Origin of the sequence: Pseudomonas sp. VA159-2 (assembly GCF_024126635.1) — a bacterium.
Lineage (GTDB): Bacteria > Pseudomonadota > Gammaproteobacteria > Pseudomonadales > Pseudomonadaceae > Aquipseudomonas > Aquipseudomonas muyukensis.
The window spans coordinates 163,287-181,219 of the sequence record NZ_JAMYBV010000010.1 but is presented as its reverse complement, the minus strand read 5'-3'; the positions used below and the strand labels follow the sequence as shown (position 1 = coordinate 181,219).

The window sequence follows — 17,933 nt, the reverse complement described above, 5'->3', positions numbered from 1 at the left end:
CAGGACCGCATAGGGAAGGCCGCTAGGATACCGCCACTGGTCGGCATCGCGCGACCCGGCTACAGTAAGGCTTTTTGACCGACGCGAGCTTCTGCATGAATCTACTGCGCCCCACCCTGTTGACGCTGGCCTGCCTGCTGGCCCTGCCCGGCCACGCCGACGACCTGCCGTCACTGGGCGACGCCAGCTCCGCGATCGTCTCGCCACAACAGGAACACCAGCTTGGCCGCGCCTGGCTGAGCCTGCTGCGGGGCCAGGTCAACCAGCTCAACGACCCGCAGCTCAAGGACTTCGTCGAAACCAGCGTGTACAAGCTGGCCGAAACCAGCCAGCTGCAGGACCGGCGCCTGGAATTCATCCTGATCGACAGCAAGGAGCTCAACGCCTTCGCCGCGCCCGGCGGCATTGTCGGGGTCAACGGCGGCCTGTTCCTCAACGCCCAGACCGAAGGCGAGTACGCCTCGGTACTGGCCCACGAACTGGCGCACTTGTCGCAGCGCCACTTCGCCCGTGGCGTCGAGGCCCAGCAGCGCATGCAACTGCCGATGATGGCCGCCTTGCTGGCCGGTATCGTGCTGGCCGCGGGCGGCGGTGGCGATGCCGGCATCGGCGTCATCGCCGGTACCCAGGCGGCGGCCATCCAGGAGCAGCGGCGCTTCTCCCGGCAGAACGAACAGGAAGCCGACCGTTTCGGCATTCTCAACCTGGAAAAGGCCGGCTACGATCCGCGCAACATGCCCAGCATGTTCGAGCGCCTGGCGCGCCAGTACCGCTACGACGCCAAGCCACCAGAATTCCTGCTGACCCACCCGGTCACCGAGTCGCGTATCGCCGACACCCGCAACCGTGCCGAACAGGCGCCCAAGGGCGGGGTCGAGGACAGCCTGCGCTATCAATTGATCCGCGCCCGCGTCGCCCTCACCTACGAAGGCACCCCGGGCCTGGCCGCCAAGCGCTTCCGCGCCCAGCTCGACGACAACCCGAACATGGACGCCGCGCGCTATGGCCTGGCCCTGGCCCTGATCAAGGGCGGCCAGCTCAACGAGGCGCGGGAGAACCTCAAGCCGCTACTGGCCAAGGCGCCCAACGACATCACCTACAACCTGGCGCAGATCGACCTGGACATCACCAACAACCGCCTGGCCGACGCCCAGCAGCGCGCCACGCGGATGCAGGGCCAGTACCCGAGCAACTACCCGCTTAAGCAGGTACGTGCCGACCTGCTGATCAAGCAGGGCAAGCCGGCCGAGGCGGAAAAGGTGCTGGATGACCTGGTGAAGAACCGCCCGGACGATCCGGACGTCTGGTACGACGTCGCCGAAGTGCGCGGGCTGTCGGGCAACACCATCGGCCTGCACCGCGCCCGCGCCGAGTATTTCACCCTGGTCGGCGACTTCGACCAGGCGATCCAGCAACTGGACTACGCCAAGCGCCGCGCGGGCAGCAACTTCCCGCTGGCTTCGCAGATCGACCAGCGCCAGCGCGAGATCATGGAACAGCAGCGCATGGTCAAGGAAATGATGGGCCGCTAGGCCTGGCACTGATCGCGCTGTAGGAGCGGCCTGTGTCGCGAAAGGGCCGCACAGCGGCCCCAGGATGTTCAGGTTCACGCGGAAAAACTGGGGCCGCTTCGCGGCCCTTTCGCGACACAAGGCCGCTCCTACAGGGTGATGCTCACCTTGTGTCAGGCGTTGCCCGACAACTTCAACCGCGCTGCCTGGGTGAAGTCGAGCATGCGGTTGAGCGGTTTGATAGCCTTCGGGATCAGCGCAGGCTCGACGAAGATCTCGTTGCTGCCATTACGCAGGCAATCGAGCACCCGCTCCAAGGTATTCATCGCCATCCACGGGCAGTGCGCGCAACTGCGGCAGGCCGCGCCGTTGCCAGCGGTGGGGGCCTCGACGAACTCTTTGTCCGGGCACAACTGCTGCATCTTGTAGAAGATGCCGCGGTCGGTGGCGACGATGAAGGTCTTGTTCGGCAGGGTCTGCGCCGCCTTGATCAACTGGCTGGTGGAACCTACCGCGTCGGCCAGATCGATCACCGCTTCCGGCGACTCCGGGTGAACCAGGATCGCCGCGTCCGGGTAAAGCGCCTTCATGTCGGCCAGCTGGCGCGACTTGAACTCCTCGTGAACGATGCAGGCGCCGTCCCACAACAGCATGTCGGCGCCGGTCTGCTTCTGGATATAGCGCCCCAGGTGCTGGTCCGGGCCCCAGATGATGGTCTCGCCGTTGTCCATCAGGCTTTCGACGATCTCCAGCGCGCAACTGGACGTCACCACCCAGTCGGCCCGCGCCTTCACCGCAGCGGAGGTGTTGGCGTAGACCACCACGGTGCGCTCGGGGTGCTGGTCGCAGAAGGCCGAGAACGCCTCCACCGGGCAACCCAGGTCCAGCGAGCAGGTCGCTTCCAGGGTCGGCATCAACACACGCTTTTCCGGGGTGAGGATCTTCGCGGTCTCGCCCATGAAACGCACGCCCGCCACCACCACGGTCTGGGCCGCGTGGTTCTTGCCAAAACGCGCCATTTCCAGCGAGTCGGACACACAGCCGCCGGTTTCCTCGGCCAGGGCCTGAATCACCGGATCGCAATAATAGTGGGCGACGAGCACGGCATTGTGCTGTTTCAGCTCGGCAGCGATGGCCGCACGGTATTCGGCCTCCTGCGCGGGGGTCAGCGGGTTGGGCTGCTTGGCGTCGAGGTGGGCCTGTACCAACAGGCGTTCGGAAATCTGGGTCATGATCGCTGGACCTGCGGGGCGCGCGAGCGCGTCAGTCGAGTGTATCACCCGGGATCGGCTAGCGGTGCCGGTCGGCCTGCGTCTCGACCCCTCTGCGGGCGCGGATTCTTATCGGACGCGAAGGCTACAGGCAATCGGGGGGATGCAAAAGGGCTTTTTGCGGGGCAGGCCCATCGCCGGGCAAACCCGCTCCCACGAAGATGCCGGGAGCGGGCCTGCCTGAGGCATCAGCCTTGCGGGGACAGCGCCGCCAGGTGGCCGCTGATGAGCATGGCGAACTCTTCGACGGTCATCTTCTTGCCGTTGAAATCGACCATGCCGTCGGCGTATTGCAGGCTCGAGACCACGTCGGAGCCCTGCACCGTGGCCATGCCGCTCTGCAGCGCCATCATGCCGACCATTTCCCCGGCCTGGCTGGATTGCTGGGCGATGGCCTGGGCATCGGTCTCGCCGTCGAGCAGCGCCTGCAGCGTGGCCAGATCGGCGACCATCGGCTTGGACACGCTGAGCTTGGCCTTCAGTTGCGTCAGCAGCTGCTTGCCCAGTTGCTCAGGCGGCAATTCGAACGAGCTGGGGCTGGCGAAGTCCATCGCCAGGTTGAAGTGGCTTTCGCCATTGGCGGTCTTGAACGCCAGCTTCTCCACCGCCACCTGCGGCTTGGCGACCAGCAACTGGCGCAGGTCGGCCTGGAGCTTGGCCTGCTCCTCGGGGGTCATCTGCAGCGAAGGCGCCTCGCCGTCGGCGGCAGCCTGCTGCATCTGCGGCAACTGGCCCTGGTACCAGGTCATCAGCGCCTGCATGGCCGGGATGTCGATGGACTTCATGGTCAGCACCATCTCGCCACTGCCGACCTTGCGCCCGGCGTAGCTGATGTCGCCGACCTTGTATTCCAGGCGTCCGGCCAGCTTGTCCTTGGCCTCGCCCTCGGCGCTGTACAGGTTGTTCTGCTGCAAGCCCTTGAGCACCAGCACTTGCTGCTTGAGCCCGAAGGTCGCCTGGACATCGGCCAGGGCCAGGTCGAAGTTACCGACATAGACCATGTCGTGGCCGGTCTCGGTGAGCTTGCCAGCGGCCTTGAAGCCATTGAGCAGGATCTTCACCGGTGCTTGTTGCTCGTCGACGAAGTTCAGTTCCAGGTGCCCGGCATCGGCGTGGATAGCCACCGCCTTGCCGTCGCGGTCACCGCTCAACAACACCTGCATGCCGGAGAACGCCAGGACATTGTCGCCGTCTTGCTTGAGGGTGACCGGGGCCAGGCGAATGTCGCTGTCGACGCTGCCGCCGTAACCCAGGCTGAACTGCGCGGTGAGCGGCGCCTTGTCGCCGGCGGCGGCGTACCAGCCCGAGGTGAAGTCGTCCTTGTCCAGCACGCTGTTGCTGGTGGCCAGCACCGGCATCAGCTTGAACGCCTTGACCCGCGACCAGGGGAACGGGCCGTGTTCGATCTGGTCGGTCACACCGACCTCGAAGCTGACGGCCTCGGCCTCGCCCACTTGCAGGTTTTCGGCCTTGAGGCGGTAGTGCGCGGTGCTGGTGAAGAAGTGCTGGTCGAGCGACACCAGCTCGAGGCTCATGCTACCGCCGTTACCGGCCAGGGCTTTGTTCAGCTCTTCGTTGCCCCGGGCAACGGAGCGCTCAAGCTCGGCGGGCAGCTGCTTGCCGGTGTACCAGGCGCCAGCGGTGGTTGCGACGGCGATGGCGACGGCCAGAGCGGAAAGGATGCCTACTGATTTCTTCATGAATAGAACCGATTGCTGTCCATAGGGAGGGCGATTGAGCGAACCACGCAAAGGTGGCCGCGCGGGTTGGCAAGAATACCACCGGCGCCCGTGCGGCGCGGTGATGCGCGGTGGATTTTCTGTATCTGCCCACGACGGCTTGGCTTGCGAAAGACCGTAAATTTTTACGAACATCAAAATCGACTTACCGCCCGTTAAATCGGCCAATCAAAGTGCATAACAGCCAAGTAAATCGATTCAAACCCCATCCAGTTGGCAACCTGTCATGTTTAACTTGACACCCAAACGGCCATCGTCTTTTATTCCGCCACCCCGCAGCTCCAACATAAAAGGTGAACAACATGGAGCCCACCCGCTCGACCTCGTCGTGCCCGTCCCCCGCCGTGCCCGTTGTTTCGACACAGGAGCAGCGCCCGCATGCAGCCTGACCACAGCGCCCCCGGCAACGCCCAGTTCCGCAAGTCCCTGCGCCTCTGGCACGTGGTGATCATCGGCCTGGCCTACCTCACCCCGATGACCGTGTTCGACACCTTCGGCATCGTCTCCGGCATCACCGCCGGGCATGTACCCAGCGCCTATCTGCTGGCCCTGGCCGGCATCCTGTTCACCGCCGTGAGCTACGGCACCCTGGTGCGACGCTTTCCGCAGTCCGGCTCGGCCTACACCTACACCCAGCGGGCGATCAATCCGCACGTGGGCTTCCTGGTCGGCTGGTCGTCGCTGCTGGACTACCTGCTGCTGCCGATGGTCAATGCGCTGCTGGCCAAGCTGTACCTGTCGGCGATGTTCCCCGAGGTGCCGGCGTGGGTCTGGGTGACGGGCTTCGTCACCCTGATCAGCCTGATCAACATGCGCAGCGTCAACCTGGTAGCGCATTTCAACCTGTTGTTCGTCGCCGTGCAGGTGGCGATCATCGCCGTGTTCATCTATCTCTGCTGGCGCGGCCTGGGCCACGGCGAGGGCCTGGGCACGGCCTGGAGCCTGGTGCCGTTCGCCGACGACCAGACCCAGTTCGCCGCCCTGGCCGCCGGCGCGACCATCCTGTGCTTCTCGTTCCTGGGTTTCGACGCGGTGACCTGCCTGTCGGAAGAAACCCGCGACCCGGGCAAGACCATTCCGCGGGCGATTTTCCTGACTGCGTTGATCGGCGGCGTGGTGTTCATCGGCGTGTCCTATTTCATCCAGGCCTACTTCCCGACCATGGCGCGCTTCCACGACCAGGAAGCGGCCCTGCCGGAAATCGCCCTGTATGTCGGCGGCAAGCTGTTCCAGTCGGTGTTCATCGCCTGCACCGTGATCAATACCATCGCCTCGGGCCTGGCCTCGCAGACCAGCGTTTCGCGCCTGCTGTACGTGATGGGCCGCGACAAGGTGATCCCGGCCAGCGTGTTCGCCCGCCTGCACCCCCGCTACAAGACCCCGGTGCTGAACATCGCCGTGGTCGGGCTGATCGCGCTGTCGGCGATCTTCTTCGACCTGGTCACCGCCACCTCGGTGATCAACTTCGGCGCGCTGGTGGCGTTCAGCTTCGTCAACCTGTCGGTGATCAACCACTGCTACATTCGCGAGCGGCGCAACCGGGGCCTGACGAACAACCTCAAGTATCTGGTGATGCCGACGATAGGCTTTTGCATCATCGTCTCGCTGTGGCTGGACCTGAACCAGCACTCCTTGTTGTTCGGCGGGGTCTGGGCCTTGCTCGGCGTGTGCTACCTGGGCTGGCTGACCAAGGCCTTCAGGGTCGCGCCGCCCAACTGCATCGCCGACTGAACCACCGACGCCCGCCTGACCGCGGGCGTCCTTTTACCTGAGAAGGAAACGCCCATGTTGTCGCGCCGCCTCTCCATCCAGTGGAAGATCACCCTGCTCGCCGGTTTGTGCCTGCTGGCCATCGTCGCCGTGCTGGTGACGACCTCGCTGACCCAGGCCCGGCACAGCGCCGAGCAGGTGTTCCAGGCCAACAGCGAGCTGCTCGAGCGCAGCGCGCGCCAGCGCCTGCACGCCCATGGCGAGACCCAGGCCCTGCGTATCCAGCGCTACTTCATGGACGCCTACCAGTACGGCAACGGTTTCGCCCGCCTGGTACAGGCGCTCAAGGGCCGCGGCGGCGCCGACCTGCGTGACGAGCTCACGCGCCAGGCGCGTGCCGCGCTGGCCGGCAACAGCGACCTGATCGGCTTGTACCTGGTGTTCCAGCCCAACGCCCTGGACCAGGCGGACGCTCGCTTCGTCGGCCAGGCCGATAGCGGCAGCAACGACAGCGGGCGCTTCTCGCTGTACTGGTCGCAGCCCGGCACTGGCAACCTGGAACAGGAGGCCATGCCCGAGGCGATGCTGGCCGACACCAGCCTGGGCGCCAACGGCGTGCCCTACAACCGCTGGCTGACCTGCCCGCAGGAAACCGCCAAGGCCTGCGTGCTCGACCCGTACTTCGACGAGGTCAACGGCCACCAGGTGCTGATGACCAGCATCGCCTTGCCCTTGCTGGAAAACGGCAAGGTGATCGGTGTGGTCGGCCTGGACATCGGCCTGGACAACCTGCAGCAATTGAGCCTGGCTGGGCGCCAGGAGCTGTTCGACGGCCAGGGCCAGGTGAGTATCGTCAGCCCTTCGGGCCTGCTCGCCGGGCACAGCCTGGATGCCAGGCAACTGAGCAAGACCGTGGAGCAGGCCTTCGCCAGCGACGCCAGCGCGCTGGTCGGCCCGCTGCGCGCAGGCCAGGCGCTCGAGCGCCTGGACGGCGGCACCCTGCGCATATCCCAGCCCTTCGCGCCGATCCCTGGCGCCGCCCCCTGGCAGGTGTTGCTGGCGTTACCGGAGCGGGTGTTGCAAGCCCCCGCGGTGGCGCTCAACCAGCGCCTGGACAGCCAGAACCAGCACGCCAACCTGGTCAGCCTGCTGATTGGCCTGGGCGCTGCGGTGCTGGGCTTGCTGCTGGTATGGCTGACCGCCCGCGGCGTGACCCGGCCGATCCTGGCGGTGGCTGCGCGCCTGGAGGACATCGCCAGCGGCGAAGGCGACCTGACCCGGCGCCTGGACTACGCCCGCGACGACGAACTGGGCCAGCTGAGCGGCTGGTTCAATCGTTTCCTCGACAAGCTGCAACCGGTGATCGCCCAGCTCAAGGGCTCGGTGCAGGAGGCCCGCGGCACTGCCGACCAGTCGGCGTTGATCGCCCGCCAGACCAGTGATGGCATGCAGCAGCAGCACCGCGAGATCGAGCAGGTGGCCACCGCCGCCAACGAAATGAGCGCCACGGCCCACGATGTCGCGCACAATGCCGCCCAGGCCGCGCAAGCGGCCCGCGGCGCCGACCAGGCGACCCGCGATGGCCTGGCCTTGGTGGCGGCGACGCGCACGGCGATCGACCAGCTCGCGGGTGGCATGAACGCGGCGATGGACGAGGCCCGGGCACTGGAGAGCCGTGGCGAGCAGATCGGTTCGGTGCTGGAGGTGATCCGCGCGATTGCCGAGCAGACCAATTTGCTGGCGCTCAACGCGGCGATCGAGGCGGCTCGGGCCGGCGAGGCTGGGCGTGGTTTCGCTGTGGTGGCCGATGAGGTGCGCAACCTGGCCCAGCGCACGCAGGTGTCGGTGGAGGAGATCCGCCAGGTGATCGAGGGCTTGCAACAGGGTACCCAGGATGTGGTGGGGGCGATGCATGCGGGCCAGCGCCAGGCCCAGGACAGCGCCGCGCAGATGGAGCAGACGCTGCCTGCGTTGCAGCGGATCGGCGAGGCGGTGGCGGTGATCACCGACATGAACCTGCAGATTGCCTCGGCTGCCGAGGAGCAGAGCGCGGTGGCCGAAGAGGTGAACCGCAACGTGGCGGGGATTCGCGATGTGACCGAGTCGCTGTCGGGGCAGGCGGACGAGTCGGCGCGGATCAGCCAGGCTTTGAATCGGCTGGCCAACGAGCAGCAGGTATTGATGGCGCAATTCCGGGTGTAATCATGGAGGGACACGTCCCTCCCCCTCCCACCACCCCAGATCAAACTTGATCTTGATCGGCAAAAGCAGGAGCGGAGCGATGTAACTCATTTGGGACGCCTCAACCCGCTACCCGGTACTTTCATGATTTATTGACGATCTTTTCACGCCTCCCCCTTTAGCGTCGCCTCCCAACCGATCCGGCAGGCAACTGGCTTTCTGAGGCGCACGTGTCACGCACAACTCCCCCCGCTCGCACACCCACCGACTGGGCCGGCCTTGGCTGGCTTTTGCTGTTCTTCTGGTATTTCTCCGGCGTCACCCAAGCCCTGCTGCTCTTTAGCGGCACCACCGGCTTTTCCGGCTTGCGCGACTCGCTCATCCTCAGCAGCCTGTGGCTCGCCCCCGTTCTCCTGCTACCCCGCCTGACCCGCCCCCTCGCTGGGCTGATCGGCCTGGTGCTATGGGCCTGCTCGCTGGTGGGCCTGAGTTACTTCGGCATCTATCGCCAGGAGTTCTCGCAGAGCGTCATCTTCGTGATGTTCGAGTCCAACACCGCCGAGGCCGGGGAATATTTCAGCCAGTACTTCAGCCTGTGGCTGGGCCTGGCACTGCTGCTTTACAGCGTGGTCGCCGTCCTGCTGTGGAAGCGCATCCGCCCGGTCAGCCTACCCCTGTACAGCCGCCTCCCGGTGGCCATCCTGCTGCTGGCAGCCATCCTGGCCTACCCCTTCTACAAGCAGATGGTCTCCCAGCAACGCAGCTTCGCCGACGCCCAGGAAAGGGTCGAGCAGCGCATGGCCGCCGCAGTGCCATGGCAACTGCTGGTCGGCTACCGCCAATACCGCCAGCAACTGGACAACATGCAGGCACTGCTGGACCAGAACGCCGCCCTGCCCCCGCTGCAAAACCTCAAGGACAGCAGCGGTGACGCACCGCGCACCCTGGTGCTGGTACTGGGCGAGTCCACCACCCGCGAACACATGCACCTGTATGGCTACGGCCGCGACACCACGCCGAACCTCGATGCCCTGGCCGCCCGCGACAACAGCCTCACGGTGTTCCGCAACGTGGTCTCGCCACGCCCGTACACCATCGAGGTGATGCAGCAGATCCTCACCTTTGGCAACGAGGAACATCCAGACCGCTTCCTCACCGACCCGTCGCTGATCAACCTGATGAAACAGGCCGGCTACAAGACGTTCTGGATCACCAACCAGCAGACCATGACCAAGCGCAACACCATGCTCACCACCTTCTCGCAGCAGACGGACGTGCCGGTGTACCTGAACAACCAGCGCACCCAGAACGCCAGCCAGTTCGACGGCGTGGTGCTCGAGCCCTTCGACAAGGCCCTGCGCGACCCGGCACAAAAGAAACTGATCATCGTCCACCTGCTCGGCACCCACATGGACTACCGCTATCGCTACCCGGCGCAGTTCGAGCATTTCAAGGACAACCTCGGCGCGCCGGCCGCCCTGTCGCCCGACCAGGTGCAAACCTACAATTTCTACGACAACGCGGTGCGCTACAACGATTTCGTCGTCTCGGACCTGATCAAGCGCTACTCGGCCACCACGCCCAACGGCTTTTTGCTTTACCTCTCCGACCACGGCGAGGATGTCTACAGCTCCGGCAAGCACGATCGACTCGGGCGCAACGAGGCCGACCCGACCCGGCCGATGTACACCATCCCCTTCCTGCTGTGGACCTCGCCCAGCTGGCAGGCGGCCCACCCCCGCGACCTGCAGGCCATGGCCAACCGCCCCTACAGCAGTGCGCACCTGATCCACACCCTGTCCGACCTGGCCGGCCTGAGCTATGACCGTTTCGAACCCGCCAAGAGCCTGGTCAGCCCGCAATTCAGCGCCATCCCGCGTTGGATCGGCGACCCCTACGCGAAGAACGGCCTGCACGAGTTCGACAAGCTACCCGGCGACAACGATCACAAAGAACAGCGTACCGCCAGCAGCGATATCGCCAGCCCTCGGCGAAAATGACCAAGGGCGCAAGCCCACTGCCCCTGCGCACGCTCTCAAGCCGGTACCTGGCCATCCAGGTACCGGCTTTTTCGTATGGCACTGAATGATGAATTTTTTTCCAACCACCCAGACGAGTCGTTTCATCAAAAACACAAATAGACGAGACCTGTCGTCGAAGTGATAAAACAAAACCCCTTTAAATTCGCCATCTTTGAATAAACGCCTTATCGAAAGGCACTTTTATCGATTATCAGACCTATCAAAACGACGAAACCAGACATTCCCAAAAGGAATGATATGGCAACTAATGGTCGTTTGTTCCCTGAGTCTTTCGAGGTCGATACTGACTTCCATCAATGCAATCGTGACCGCCATGGCCGTGGAGCCGCCATCGGCCAAAGTGCGTCCGTGCACAAGCTTTTCGCCGCAGTAGCTGCAAGTGGCCAGAACACAACAAGAACAACAACTCACTTGAATGCAGATCAAATAGGTTGCCCATGACCCATTCGAACAACACAGCAAGTTTGACTGCCGCAACCCCCTCATCAGGACAACTCAAGCGCACCCTGACCAGCCGCCACCTGAACATGATCGCCATTGGCGGCTCGATCGGCACCGGGTTGTTCGTCTCCTCCGGTGCCACCATTGCCCAGTCCGGCCCTGGCGGCGCCCTGCTGTCGTTCGCGGTGATTGGCCTGATGGTGTACTTCCTGATGACCAGCCTCGGTGAACTGGCGGCGTGCATGCCGGTCAGCGGCTCGTTCTCCACCTACGCCTCGCGCTACGTGGAAGAAAGCTTCGGCTTCGCCCTTGGCTGGAACTACTGGTACGCCTGGGCGGTGACCATTGCCGTGGACCTGGTGGCGGTGCAGATCATCATGACCTACTGGTTCCCCGACACCCCCGGGGTGATCTGGAGCGCGGCGTTCCTGGCCTTGCTGTTCGCCCTCAACGTCGCTTCGGTACGCTTCTTCGGTGAGGCCGAGTTCTGGTTCGCCTTGATCAAGGTGGTGACCATCATCGTCTTCATCATCGTCGGCGTGCTGATGCTGCTGGGTATTCTCGAAGGCGGCCAGGATGGCGGCGCCCAACTCTGGCAGCTCGGCGACGCGCCCATCGCCGGCGGCCTGCCAGCACTGATCGGCGTGGCGATGATCGTCGGCTTTTCGTTCCAGGGCACCGAGTTCGTCGGCATCGCCGCCGGCGAGACGGAAAACCCCGGGCGCAATATTCCCAAGGCCGTGCGCCAGATCTTCTGGCGCATCCTGTTGTTCTACGTGTGCACCATCATCGTCATCGGCCTGCTGATTCCCTACACCGACCCTCGCCTGCTCAAGGACGGCCTGTCCGACATCACCATCAGCCCGTTCACCCTGATCTTCTCCAAGGCCGACATGCTCGCCGCCGCGGCGCTGATGAACGCGGTGATCCTCACCTCGGTGCTGTCGGCCGGCAACTCGGGCATGTATGCCTCCTCGCGCATGCTCTACAGCCTGGCCCTGGAGCGCAAGGCACCGGCGATCTTCGCCCGGGTCACCCGCAGCGGCACGCCGGTGTGGGCGCTGCTGGCCACTGCGGCGGTCGCCGGCCTGTGCCTGCTGAGCTTCCTGTTCAGCCCCGGCAAGCTCTACCTGTGGTTGCTCAACACCTCGGGCATGCTCGGCTTCATCGCCTGGCTGGGCATCGCCGTCAGCCACTACCGCTTCCGCCGCGGCTACCTGTACCAGGGCCACGACCTGGCCCGGCTGCCCTACGTGTCGAAGTTCTTCCCGATCGGCCCGCTATTCGCCTTCGGCCTGTGCCTGGTGGTGATGCTCGGGCAGAACTACCAGGCCTTCCTCGGCGGCCAGATCGACTGGATCGGTGCCCTCGCCACCTACATCGGCCTGGTGCTGTTCGTGGTGATGTGGTGGGGCCACAAGCTGCTCACCGGCTCGCGCACCGTGCGCTACAAGGAGATGGACTTCTCCAGCATCGAGACGCGCAAGGCCAGCGACCCAGCCGCTGCCGCCCATGCCAAGCCCTGCACGGCCAACCAGCTGCCGGCCTGAGAACCACCGTCGCGGGCCGGCAACGGCCCGCCCCTGACTACCCGGGATCATGATGACCAGCGATTTGCTCGACTCCTACTATGAAGCGACCGTGCACCGCAGCGCCTACCCCGCCCAGGCCGGGCGCACCACGACCGGTGTGTGCATCCTTGGCGGCGGCCTGGCCGGTCTGTCGACGGCCCTGGGCCTGACCGAGCGCGGCGTGACCGACGTCACCCTGCTCGAAGCCGAGCGTATCGGCCATGGCGCCTCGGGGCGCAATGGCGGCTTCGTGTTCGGCGGCTACAGCCTGGGCAACGCCGAACTGCTGGCGACCCTGGGCGCCAGCGAGGCCCGGCGCCTCTACCAGCTGACCCTCGACGCCGTCGACCTGATCCGCCAGCGCACCCGCCAATACGCCATCGACTGCGACCTGGTCGACCAGGGCGTGATCCTGGCCAACTGGTTCAACGACCCATCGCGCCTGGACAAGCCCCGCCAATTGATGAAAGAGGCCTATGGCGTGGACTGGGCCTATCTTTCTCCGGGCCAGTTGCAGGAACAGCTCAAGAGCAAGCGGTATTACGGCGGCCTGCTCGAACGCAATGCCTTCCACTTCCACCCACTCAAGTATGTCTGTGGCGTGGCCCGCGCCGCCCGCGACGCCGGGGTGAGCCTGTTCGAGCATTCGCCGGTGACCCAGATCGAGAAAAAGGCCGGTGGTGGCTATATCGTGCGCACCGCACAGGGCGAGGTCCACGCCGAGGAAGTGGTGTTCTGCGGTGGCGGCTATGCCCGCGGCGTGCATGCGCCGGTCGAGCGGGCAGTGCTGCCGATCGCCACCTATGTGGTGGCCACGCCGCCGTTGGGCGAACGCCTGCAGGACGCCATCGCTTGCCAGGCGGCGATCTACGACACGCGTTTCGCCTTCGATTACTACCGCCCGCTGCAGGACACCAGGATCCTCTGGGGCGGGCGTATTTCCATCCTCGACCGCGGGCCACAGGCGATCGCCAAGTTGCTCAAGGCCGACCTGGTGAACGTCTACCCGCAGCTCGAGGATGTGCAACTGCAATACGCCTGGGGCGGGCTGATGAGCTACGGGCGGCACCAGATGGCCCAGATTGGCCAGGACGAACAGGGCATCTGGCACGCGGTCGGTTTTGGCGGCCACGGCATGGCGCCCACCACCGTGGCCGGCGAAGTGCTGGCCGACGCCATTGCCCGGCGGTTGCCGGTGCCCCAGGGGTTTGCCCGCTTCGGCCTCGAACGCACCTACGGGCTGGCCGGGATGCTCGCCGCGCAGGCCACCTACAGTGCCTACCAGGCCCGCGATGCGTTCGATGCGCGAAGGCTCAATCGCTGAGTGGCGTATTCCCGGCCAATTACCGCGGCGTCTGGTTCGCCGGCAAGGCCGGCTCCTACGGCTTGCACAGACCGGGCGCGCAGGCGCCGCGGACGCGAGCCGGCGGGCCGGTAACAGGAGCGCAACCGGCCAACGCCGGGCCGGACAATGCGAGTAGCCATCCCCCCTACCCCGGCATAGCATGCAAGCCTGATGGTCGGCCTACCAAATGGACTTGGAAGATGAATGCCAACACACGCCTGGACGTCATTGCCTTCGAGCAACGCCCACTCAAGCAGCCTCACCGCGACACCCTGGAAACCTGCAGCCTCGAACAACTGCGCGACGTGCAACTGCGCCGCCTGCGCTGGTCGCTGAAGCACGCCTGGCGCAACGTCCCCTGGTACCGCCAGCAGTTCGAAGCCATGGGCCTGCACCCAGAGCAACTGCAGCACCTCACGGACCTCGCCCGCTTCCCCTTCATCGGCAACGCCGAGCTGCACCACCACTACCCCTTCTCGTTGTTCGCCGTACCTGCGCGGCAGGTGGTGCGCCTGCACGCCTGCCAGGACGGCAGCGCCCGTTCGCCGGTCATTGGCTACACCCGCAACGACCAGGAAGTCTGGGCGGCGCTGGTCGCCCGCTCGCTGCGCGTGGCCGGCGCCCGTGCCGGCGAGCGCCTGTACGCGCTCGGCAACCATGACGGCGCCAGCGCCGGCCTGCAACTGGGCGCCGAACGCCTGCACTGCGCGCTGCTACCCCTGGCCGCGCGCGGGGCCCAGGAGCAGGTCCGCCTGCTGTGCGACTTCCAGCCGCAACTGCTGGTGGCCAGCCCGGCACAACTGCTGGCCCTGGCCCCTGAGCTGGAGCGCCAGGGCGTCAGCCTGCCGGGCCTGTCGTTGCGCAGCGTGCTGCTCGGCCCACAGCCGTGCAGCCACAGCCTGCGCCAGGAGCTCGAGCAGCGCCTGGGGGTCCAGACCCTGGCCCTGTACGGCGTGCCGGCGCTGATGGACCCGGGCATCGGCATGCAATGCCCGCAAACCCGCGATGGCGTGACGCTCTGGGAAGACCACTTCTACCCCGAGGTCATCGACCCGCATAGCGGCACGCCACTGCCCGATGGCCAGTTCGGCGAGGTGGTGCTGACCACCCTCAGCCGCGAGGCTCTGCCGATGATCCGCTACCGCACCGGCGAGATCGGCCGCCTGCTGCCGGGCACCACCCACAGCATGCGCCGCCTGGAACGCCTCACCGGCCCCGACGCCGCGCCGCTGCGCCAGAGCGCCTGAACAGGAGCCGCGCCATGCCCCTGATGCACCCGCTGCAAGTCGCCGATATCCGCCGCGAAAGCGCCGACACCGTGTCGATTGCCTTTGCCGTGCCCACGCACCTGGCCGCCACCTACCGCTTCGAGCAGGGTCAGTACCTGCAGCTGCAAGCGCAGCTGCAGGGTGAACCAGTACGGCGTTCGTACTCCATCTTCAGCGCCCCGGACGATGGTGAACTGCGGGTGGCGATTCGGCATGTGCCGCAGGGCCGCTTCTCCAGCTATGCCAATACCCAGTTGGCAGTGGGCGATACCCTGCTGGTGATGCCACCGGCGGGCGCGTCCTACCGCCCAGAACCACAAGCCCCGGCCCACCATTGCCTGGCCATGGCCTCAGGCAGCGGCATCACGGCGGTGCTGCCGATCATCAAGGCCACCCTGGAAAACGACGCCAACAGCCGCTTCACCCTGGTCTACGGCAACCGCGACCGCGCCAGCCTGCTGTTCGGTGAGCGCCTGGCGGCGCTACAGGCCCTGTATGACCAACGGCTGCAGGTCATCCTGCTGTTCAGCCGCGAAAGCAACGACAATGGGCTGCCCTCCGGGCGCCTGGACCTGGCCATGTGCGACACGCTGTTTCGCGAGTGGATCGACGTCAGCCTGCTCGACGCGGCGTTTCTGTGTGGCCCACAGGCCATGGTCGAGACAGTGGGTGGGGCGCTGAAGGATTACGGCCTGGCCGCCGAGCGCCTGCATTTCGAACGCCTGGTTGAGCCCAGGCTGCTGCCCTGCTAGCACCCACGGGCCTTGCGCTGCCAGGCAGCGCAAGGCGACGTGCGCTCAATCGCGGTCGCGATGGTCGGCGACGCCGCGCATCCAGTAGCCCTTGCCGCGCACCAGGCGACGCTGGATCGAACAGGTTTCGGTGAGGTAGTCACGCACCTCGTTGACCGCCTGCGCCTCGCTGGCAATCCAGAATTGACCGATCCCGGAGGGTAGCTGCAAGCGCTTGATACCTTCGAGCAACAAGTTGCTGCCGGCCGGGTGCTCATCGCGCAAGTACCACTGGCAATTGACCGTGGCCAGCGAATCCACCGCCTGCAGCTCACTCAGGCTCGCCGCCTCCAGCACCACCAGCGCCCGGTCGCGCGGCGACAGGCTCTCAAGAATGCTCATCACCGCCGGGGTACCGGTCTCGTCGGCGGCCAACAGCATCCACTCGGCATCGTCCTGGGGCTGGAAGCCACCGCGCAGCGCCGAACAGCCAATCTGCTCGCCGACCCAGGCCCGCTCCACCCAACGCCCCGCAGGGCCATGGTCGTGACGCACGAAGTCGACCTCGACCCGGGCCGATTGCGGAGAATGCCGGCGGATGGTGTAGGCCCGGGTGACCTGGCTGGCACCACTGGGCAGGAACAATTTCAGCCATTGCCCCGCCTGGCAAGGCGGTACCTCGGCGAACAGGTCGCCCTTCAAGGTGACACGTCGCACCAATGGGGTGACATCGCGGATATCGGTGACCTCTAGGTTGTATTTCAGTTTCTTGCGAAATTCGAGCATGAAGACTCCAGGTTTACTTGGCTTTCGCCTTGTCAACGGGCCAGCCCGGCAGCGCCAGCAGCCGGCAGATCGCCAGCCCCTGCTGGAGCGAATGAGAAGACTCCATCACAACATCCTTGGCGGGTTGGGTTGCAACGGCATGTTAGGTAGCGCTGGAAATATTGAAAATTGCAATAGCTAGAGAATAGGATTGCAATTTTTGCAAAGGACTGCGCAATGAACCTACCGGACCTCAACCTGCTGCTGACCTTCGACTCGATGCTGCGCGAAGGCAGTGTCACTGCCGCCGCCGAGCGCATGAACCTGAGCATCCCGGCCATGAGCCGGCGCCTGTCCAACCTGCGCGAAGCCATGGGCGACCCGCTGTTCGTGCTCGCCGGCCGGCGCCTGGTGCCTACACCGCTGGCGCTGGAACTGGCACCCCAGGTGCACAACCTGCTCGAAGACGCACGTCAGGTGCTGGGCAGCAAGCAGCCACTCGACCTGGGCACGGTAAAGCGCGTATTCACCCTGCGCACCGAGGACGGCTTTACCGGCGCCTGGGCCCTGCGCCTGAGCCAGCGCATCGCGCAGCAAGCGCCCCAGGTGACCTTGCGATTCATGGCCCAGGGCAACGAGGATGTCGCGGCCTTGCGCGACGGGCTGGTCGACCTCGACATCGGCATCGCCGGCCCACTGGGGCCCGAGGTCTATAAACAGCGCCTGTACATCGACACCTTCGTCGGCGTGGTCAACAACCAGCACCCGCTGGCCCGCCAGGACAGGGTCAGCGCCGAAGACCTGGTGGCCTTCCCACACCTGTCGGTATCGCGCCGCGGCCGTACCCGCGGGCCGCTGGACCTGGAGCTGGAAAAGCTCGGCCTGCAACGCAAGGTGCCATTGGTGGTGCCAGGCTTCCAGGCCGCCATGCAGTTGGCCGCCTCTTCGCAGATGATCGCGGTGATCCCCCGGCGCTTCGTCGAATGGTCGCTGCCGCTGCTGGCGCTGCACATTTTCCCTCTGCCGGTTGAAACCCCCAGTGGCGAGTTTTGCCAGGCCTGGCACCCGCGGGTGAACAACGACCAGGTGCACCGTTGGCTGCGCCAGGTGGTGCAGGAATGCTCCGGCAGCTGAATCGGTTCGCTGCGCCATAAGCCAATGCAAGTCTCTGAAGCTGCCGTTTGCAAGGCGAAAAAGCGCCCACGGCCCTGCCGCGAGCAATCGTAGATTGCACGTTTTGAAATTTACAAATTGACACCCTCGCCCCTAAGTTGTGGTTCATGCAAGCCAGCGTTACCCCATTACAACGCGCGCCCCGGCACTCAAGGTGCGCGATCAAACGGACACGGACCAGATTG

12 protein-coding genes are annotated in these 17,933 nt (G+C 65.2%); 9 read left to right on the top strand and 3 right to left on the bottom strand.

Going from position 1 to position 17,933, the window contains the following annotated elements:
* Positions 1-95: 95 nt before the first annotated feature.
* Positions 96-1,532, top strand: a complete 1,437-nt coding sequence (locus NJG22_RS12755; RefSeq protein WP_253094939.1) for a M48 family metalloprotease — start codon at positions 96-98, stop codon at positions 1,530-1,532.
* 152 nt (positions 1,533-1,684) lie between these two features.
* Here the strand turns inward: NJG22_RS12755 and nadA are convergent, their stop codons facing one another.
* Entirely contained in the window at positions 1,685-2,743 is a 1,059-nt protein-coding gene (nadA, locus tag NJG22_RS12750) for a quinolinate synthase NadA (protein WP_253094938.1), read from the bottom strand.
* 227 nt (positions 2,744-2,970) lie between these two features.
* Entirely contained in the window at positions 2,971-4,482 is a 1,512-nt protein-coding gene (locus tag NJG22_RS12745) for a YdgA family protein (RefSeq protein WP_253094937.1), read from the bottom strand.
* A gap of 417 nt (positions 4,483-4,899) precedes the next feature.
* Here NJG22_RS12745 and NJG22_RS12740 point away from each other — a divergent pair, with 417 nt between their 5' ends.
* The 7 genes from NJG22_RS12740 (at position 4,900) to NJG22_RS12710 (ending at position 15,831) form a co-directional block, all read left to right on the top strand.
* Complete coding sequence (locus tag NJG22_RS12740; protein ID WP_253094936.1) at positions 4,900-6,252, top strand: APC family permease; 1,353 nt, start codon at positions 4,900-4,902, stop codon at positions 6,250-6,252.
* Between the two features lie 54 nt (positions 6,253-6,306).
* Positions 6,307-8,433 carry a methyl-accepting chemotaxis protein gene (locus tag NJG22_RS12735; RefSeq protein WP_253094935.1) on the top strand — a complete coding sequence of 709 codons (2,127 nt, stop codon included), beginning with the start codon at positions 6,307-6,309 and terminating at the stop codon, positions 8,431-8,433.
* A 209-nt stretch (positions 8,434-8,642) separates the two neighbouring features.
* Positions 8,643-10,412, top strand: coding sequence for a phosphoethanolamine transferase CptA (locus NJG22_RS12730; RefSeq protein ID WP_253094934.1), 1,770 nt, complete (start codon positions 8,643-8,645; stop codon positions 10,410-10,412).
* 506 nt (positions 10,413-10,918) lie between these two features.
* Positions 10,919-12,445, top strand: coding sequence for an amino acid permease (locus NJG22_RS12725; RefSeq protein ID WP_253094933.1), 1,527 nt, complete (start codon positions 10,919-10,921; stop codon positions 12,443-12,445).
* Positions 12,446-12,497: 52 nt separating this feature from the next.
* A complete protein-coding gene (locus NJG22_RS12720) occupies positions 12,498-13,790 on the top strand; it encodes an FAD-binding oxidoreductase (RefSeq protein ID WP_253094932.1) in 1,293 nt (430 codons plus the stop codon).
* Between the two features lie 221 nt (positions 13,791-14,011).
* Positions 14,012-15,058, top strand: a complete 1,047-nt coding sequence (locus tag NJG22_RS12715; RefSeq protein WP_253094930.1) for a phenylacetate--CoA ligase — start codon at positions 14,012-14,014, stop codon at positions 15,056-15,058.
* A 14-nt stretch (positions 15,059-15,072) separates the two neighbouring features.
* Positions 15,073-15,831 carry an FAD-binding oxidoreductase gene (locus NJG22_RS12710; protein WP_253094929.1) on the top strand — a complete coding sequence of 253 codons (759 nt, stop codon included), beginning with the start codon at positions 15,073-15,075 and terminating at the stop codon, positions 15,829-15,831.
* A 45-nt stretch (positions 15,832-15,876) separates the two neighbouring features.
* Here NJG22_RS12710 and NJG22_RS12705 read toward each other — a convergent pair whose 3' ends face one another.
* Positions 15,877-16,596, bottom strand: a complete 720-nt coding sequence (locus tag NJG22_RS12705) for a siderophore-interacting protein (protein WP_253094927.1) — start codon at positions 16,594-16,596, stop codon at positions 15,877-15,879.
* Positions 16,597-16,812: 216 nt separating this feature from the next.
* Between NJG22_RS12705 and NJG22_RS12700 the strand changes: the two genes are divergently transcribed.
* Entirely contained in the window at positions 16,813-17,709 is an 897-nt protein-coding gene (locus NJG22_RS12700) for a LysR family transcriptional regulator (RefSeq protein WP_253094925.1), read from the top strand.
* Positions 17,710-17,933: the final 224 nt, after the last annotated feature.

Excerpts from the sequence above, each read along its gene's own strand:
- NJG22_RS12740 (WP_253094936.1), top strand. The coding sequence starts at position 4,900 with ATGCAGCCTGACCACAGCGCCCCCGGCAACGCCCAGTTCCGCAAGTCC.
- NJG22_RS12720 (WP_253094932.1), top strand. The coding sequence starts at position 12,498 with ATGACCAGCGATTTGCTCGACTCCTACTATGAAGCGACCGTGCACCGC.
- NJG22_RS12715 (WP_253094930.1), top strand. The coding sequence starts at position 14,012 with ATGAATGCCAACACACGCCTGGACGTCATTGCCTTCGAGCAACGCCCA.
- NJG22_RS12710 (WP_253094929.1), top strand. The coding sequence starts at position 15,073 with ATGCCCCTGATGCACCCGCTGCAAGTCGCCGATATCCGCCGCGAAAGC.
- NJG22_RS12735 (WP_253094935.1), top strand. The coding sequence starts at position 6,307 with ATGTTGTCGCGCCGCCTCTCCATCCAGTGGAAGATCACCCTGCTCGCC.
- nadA (WP_253094938.1), bottom strand. The coding sequence starts at position 2,743 with ATGACCCAGATTTCCGAACGCCTGTTGGTACAGGCCCACCTCGACGCC.
- NJG22_RS12755 (WP_253094939.1), top strand. The coding sequence starts at position 96 with ATGAATCTACTGCGCCCCACCCTGTTGACGCTGGCCTGCCTGCTGGCC.
- NJG22_RS12745 (WP_253094937.1), bottom strand. The coding sequence starts at position 4,482 with ATGAAGAAATCAGTAGGCATCCTTTCCGCTCTGGCCGTCGCCATCGCC.
- NJG22_RS12700 (WP_253094925.1), top strand. The coding sequence starts at position 16,813 with ATGAACCTACCGGACCTCAACCTGCTGCTGACCTTCGACTCGATGCTG.
- NJG22_RS12705 (WP_253094927.1), bottom strand. The coding sequence starts at position 16,596 with ATGCTCGAATTTCGCAAGAAACTGAAATACAACCTAGAGGTCACCGAT.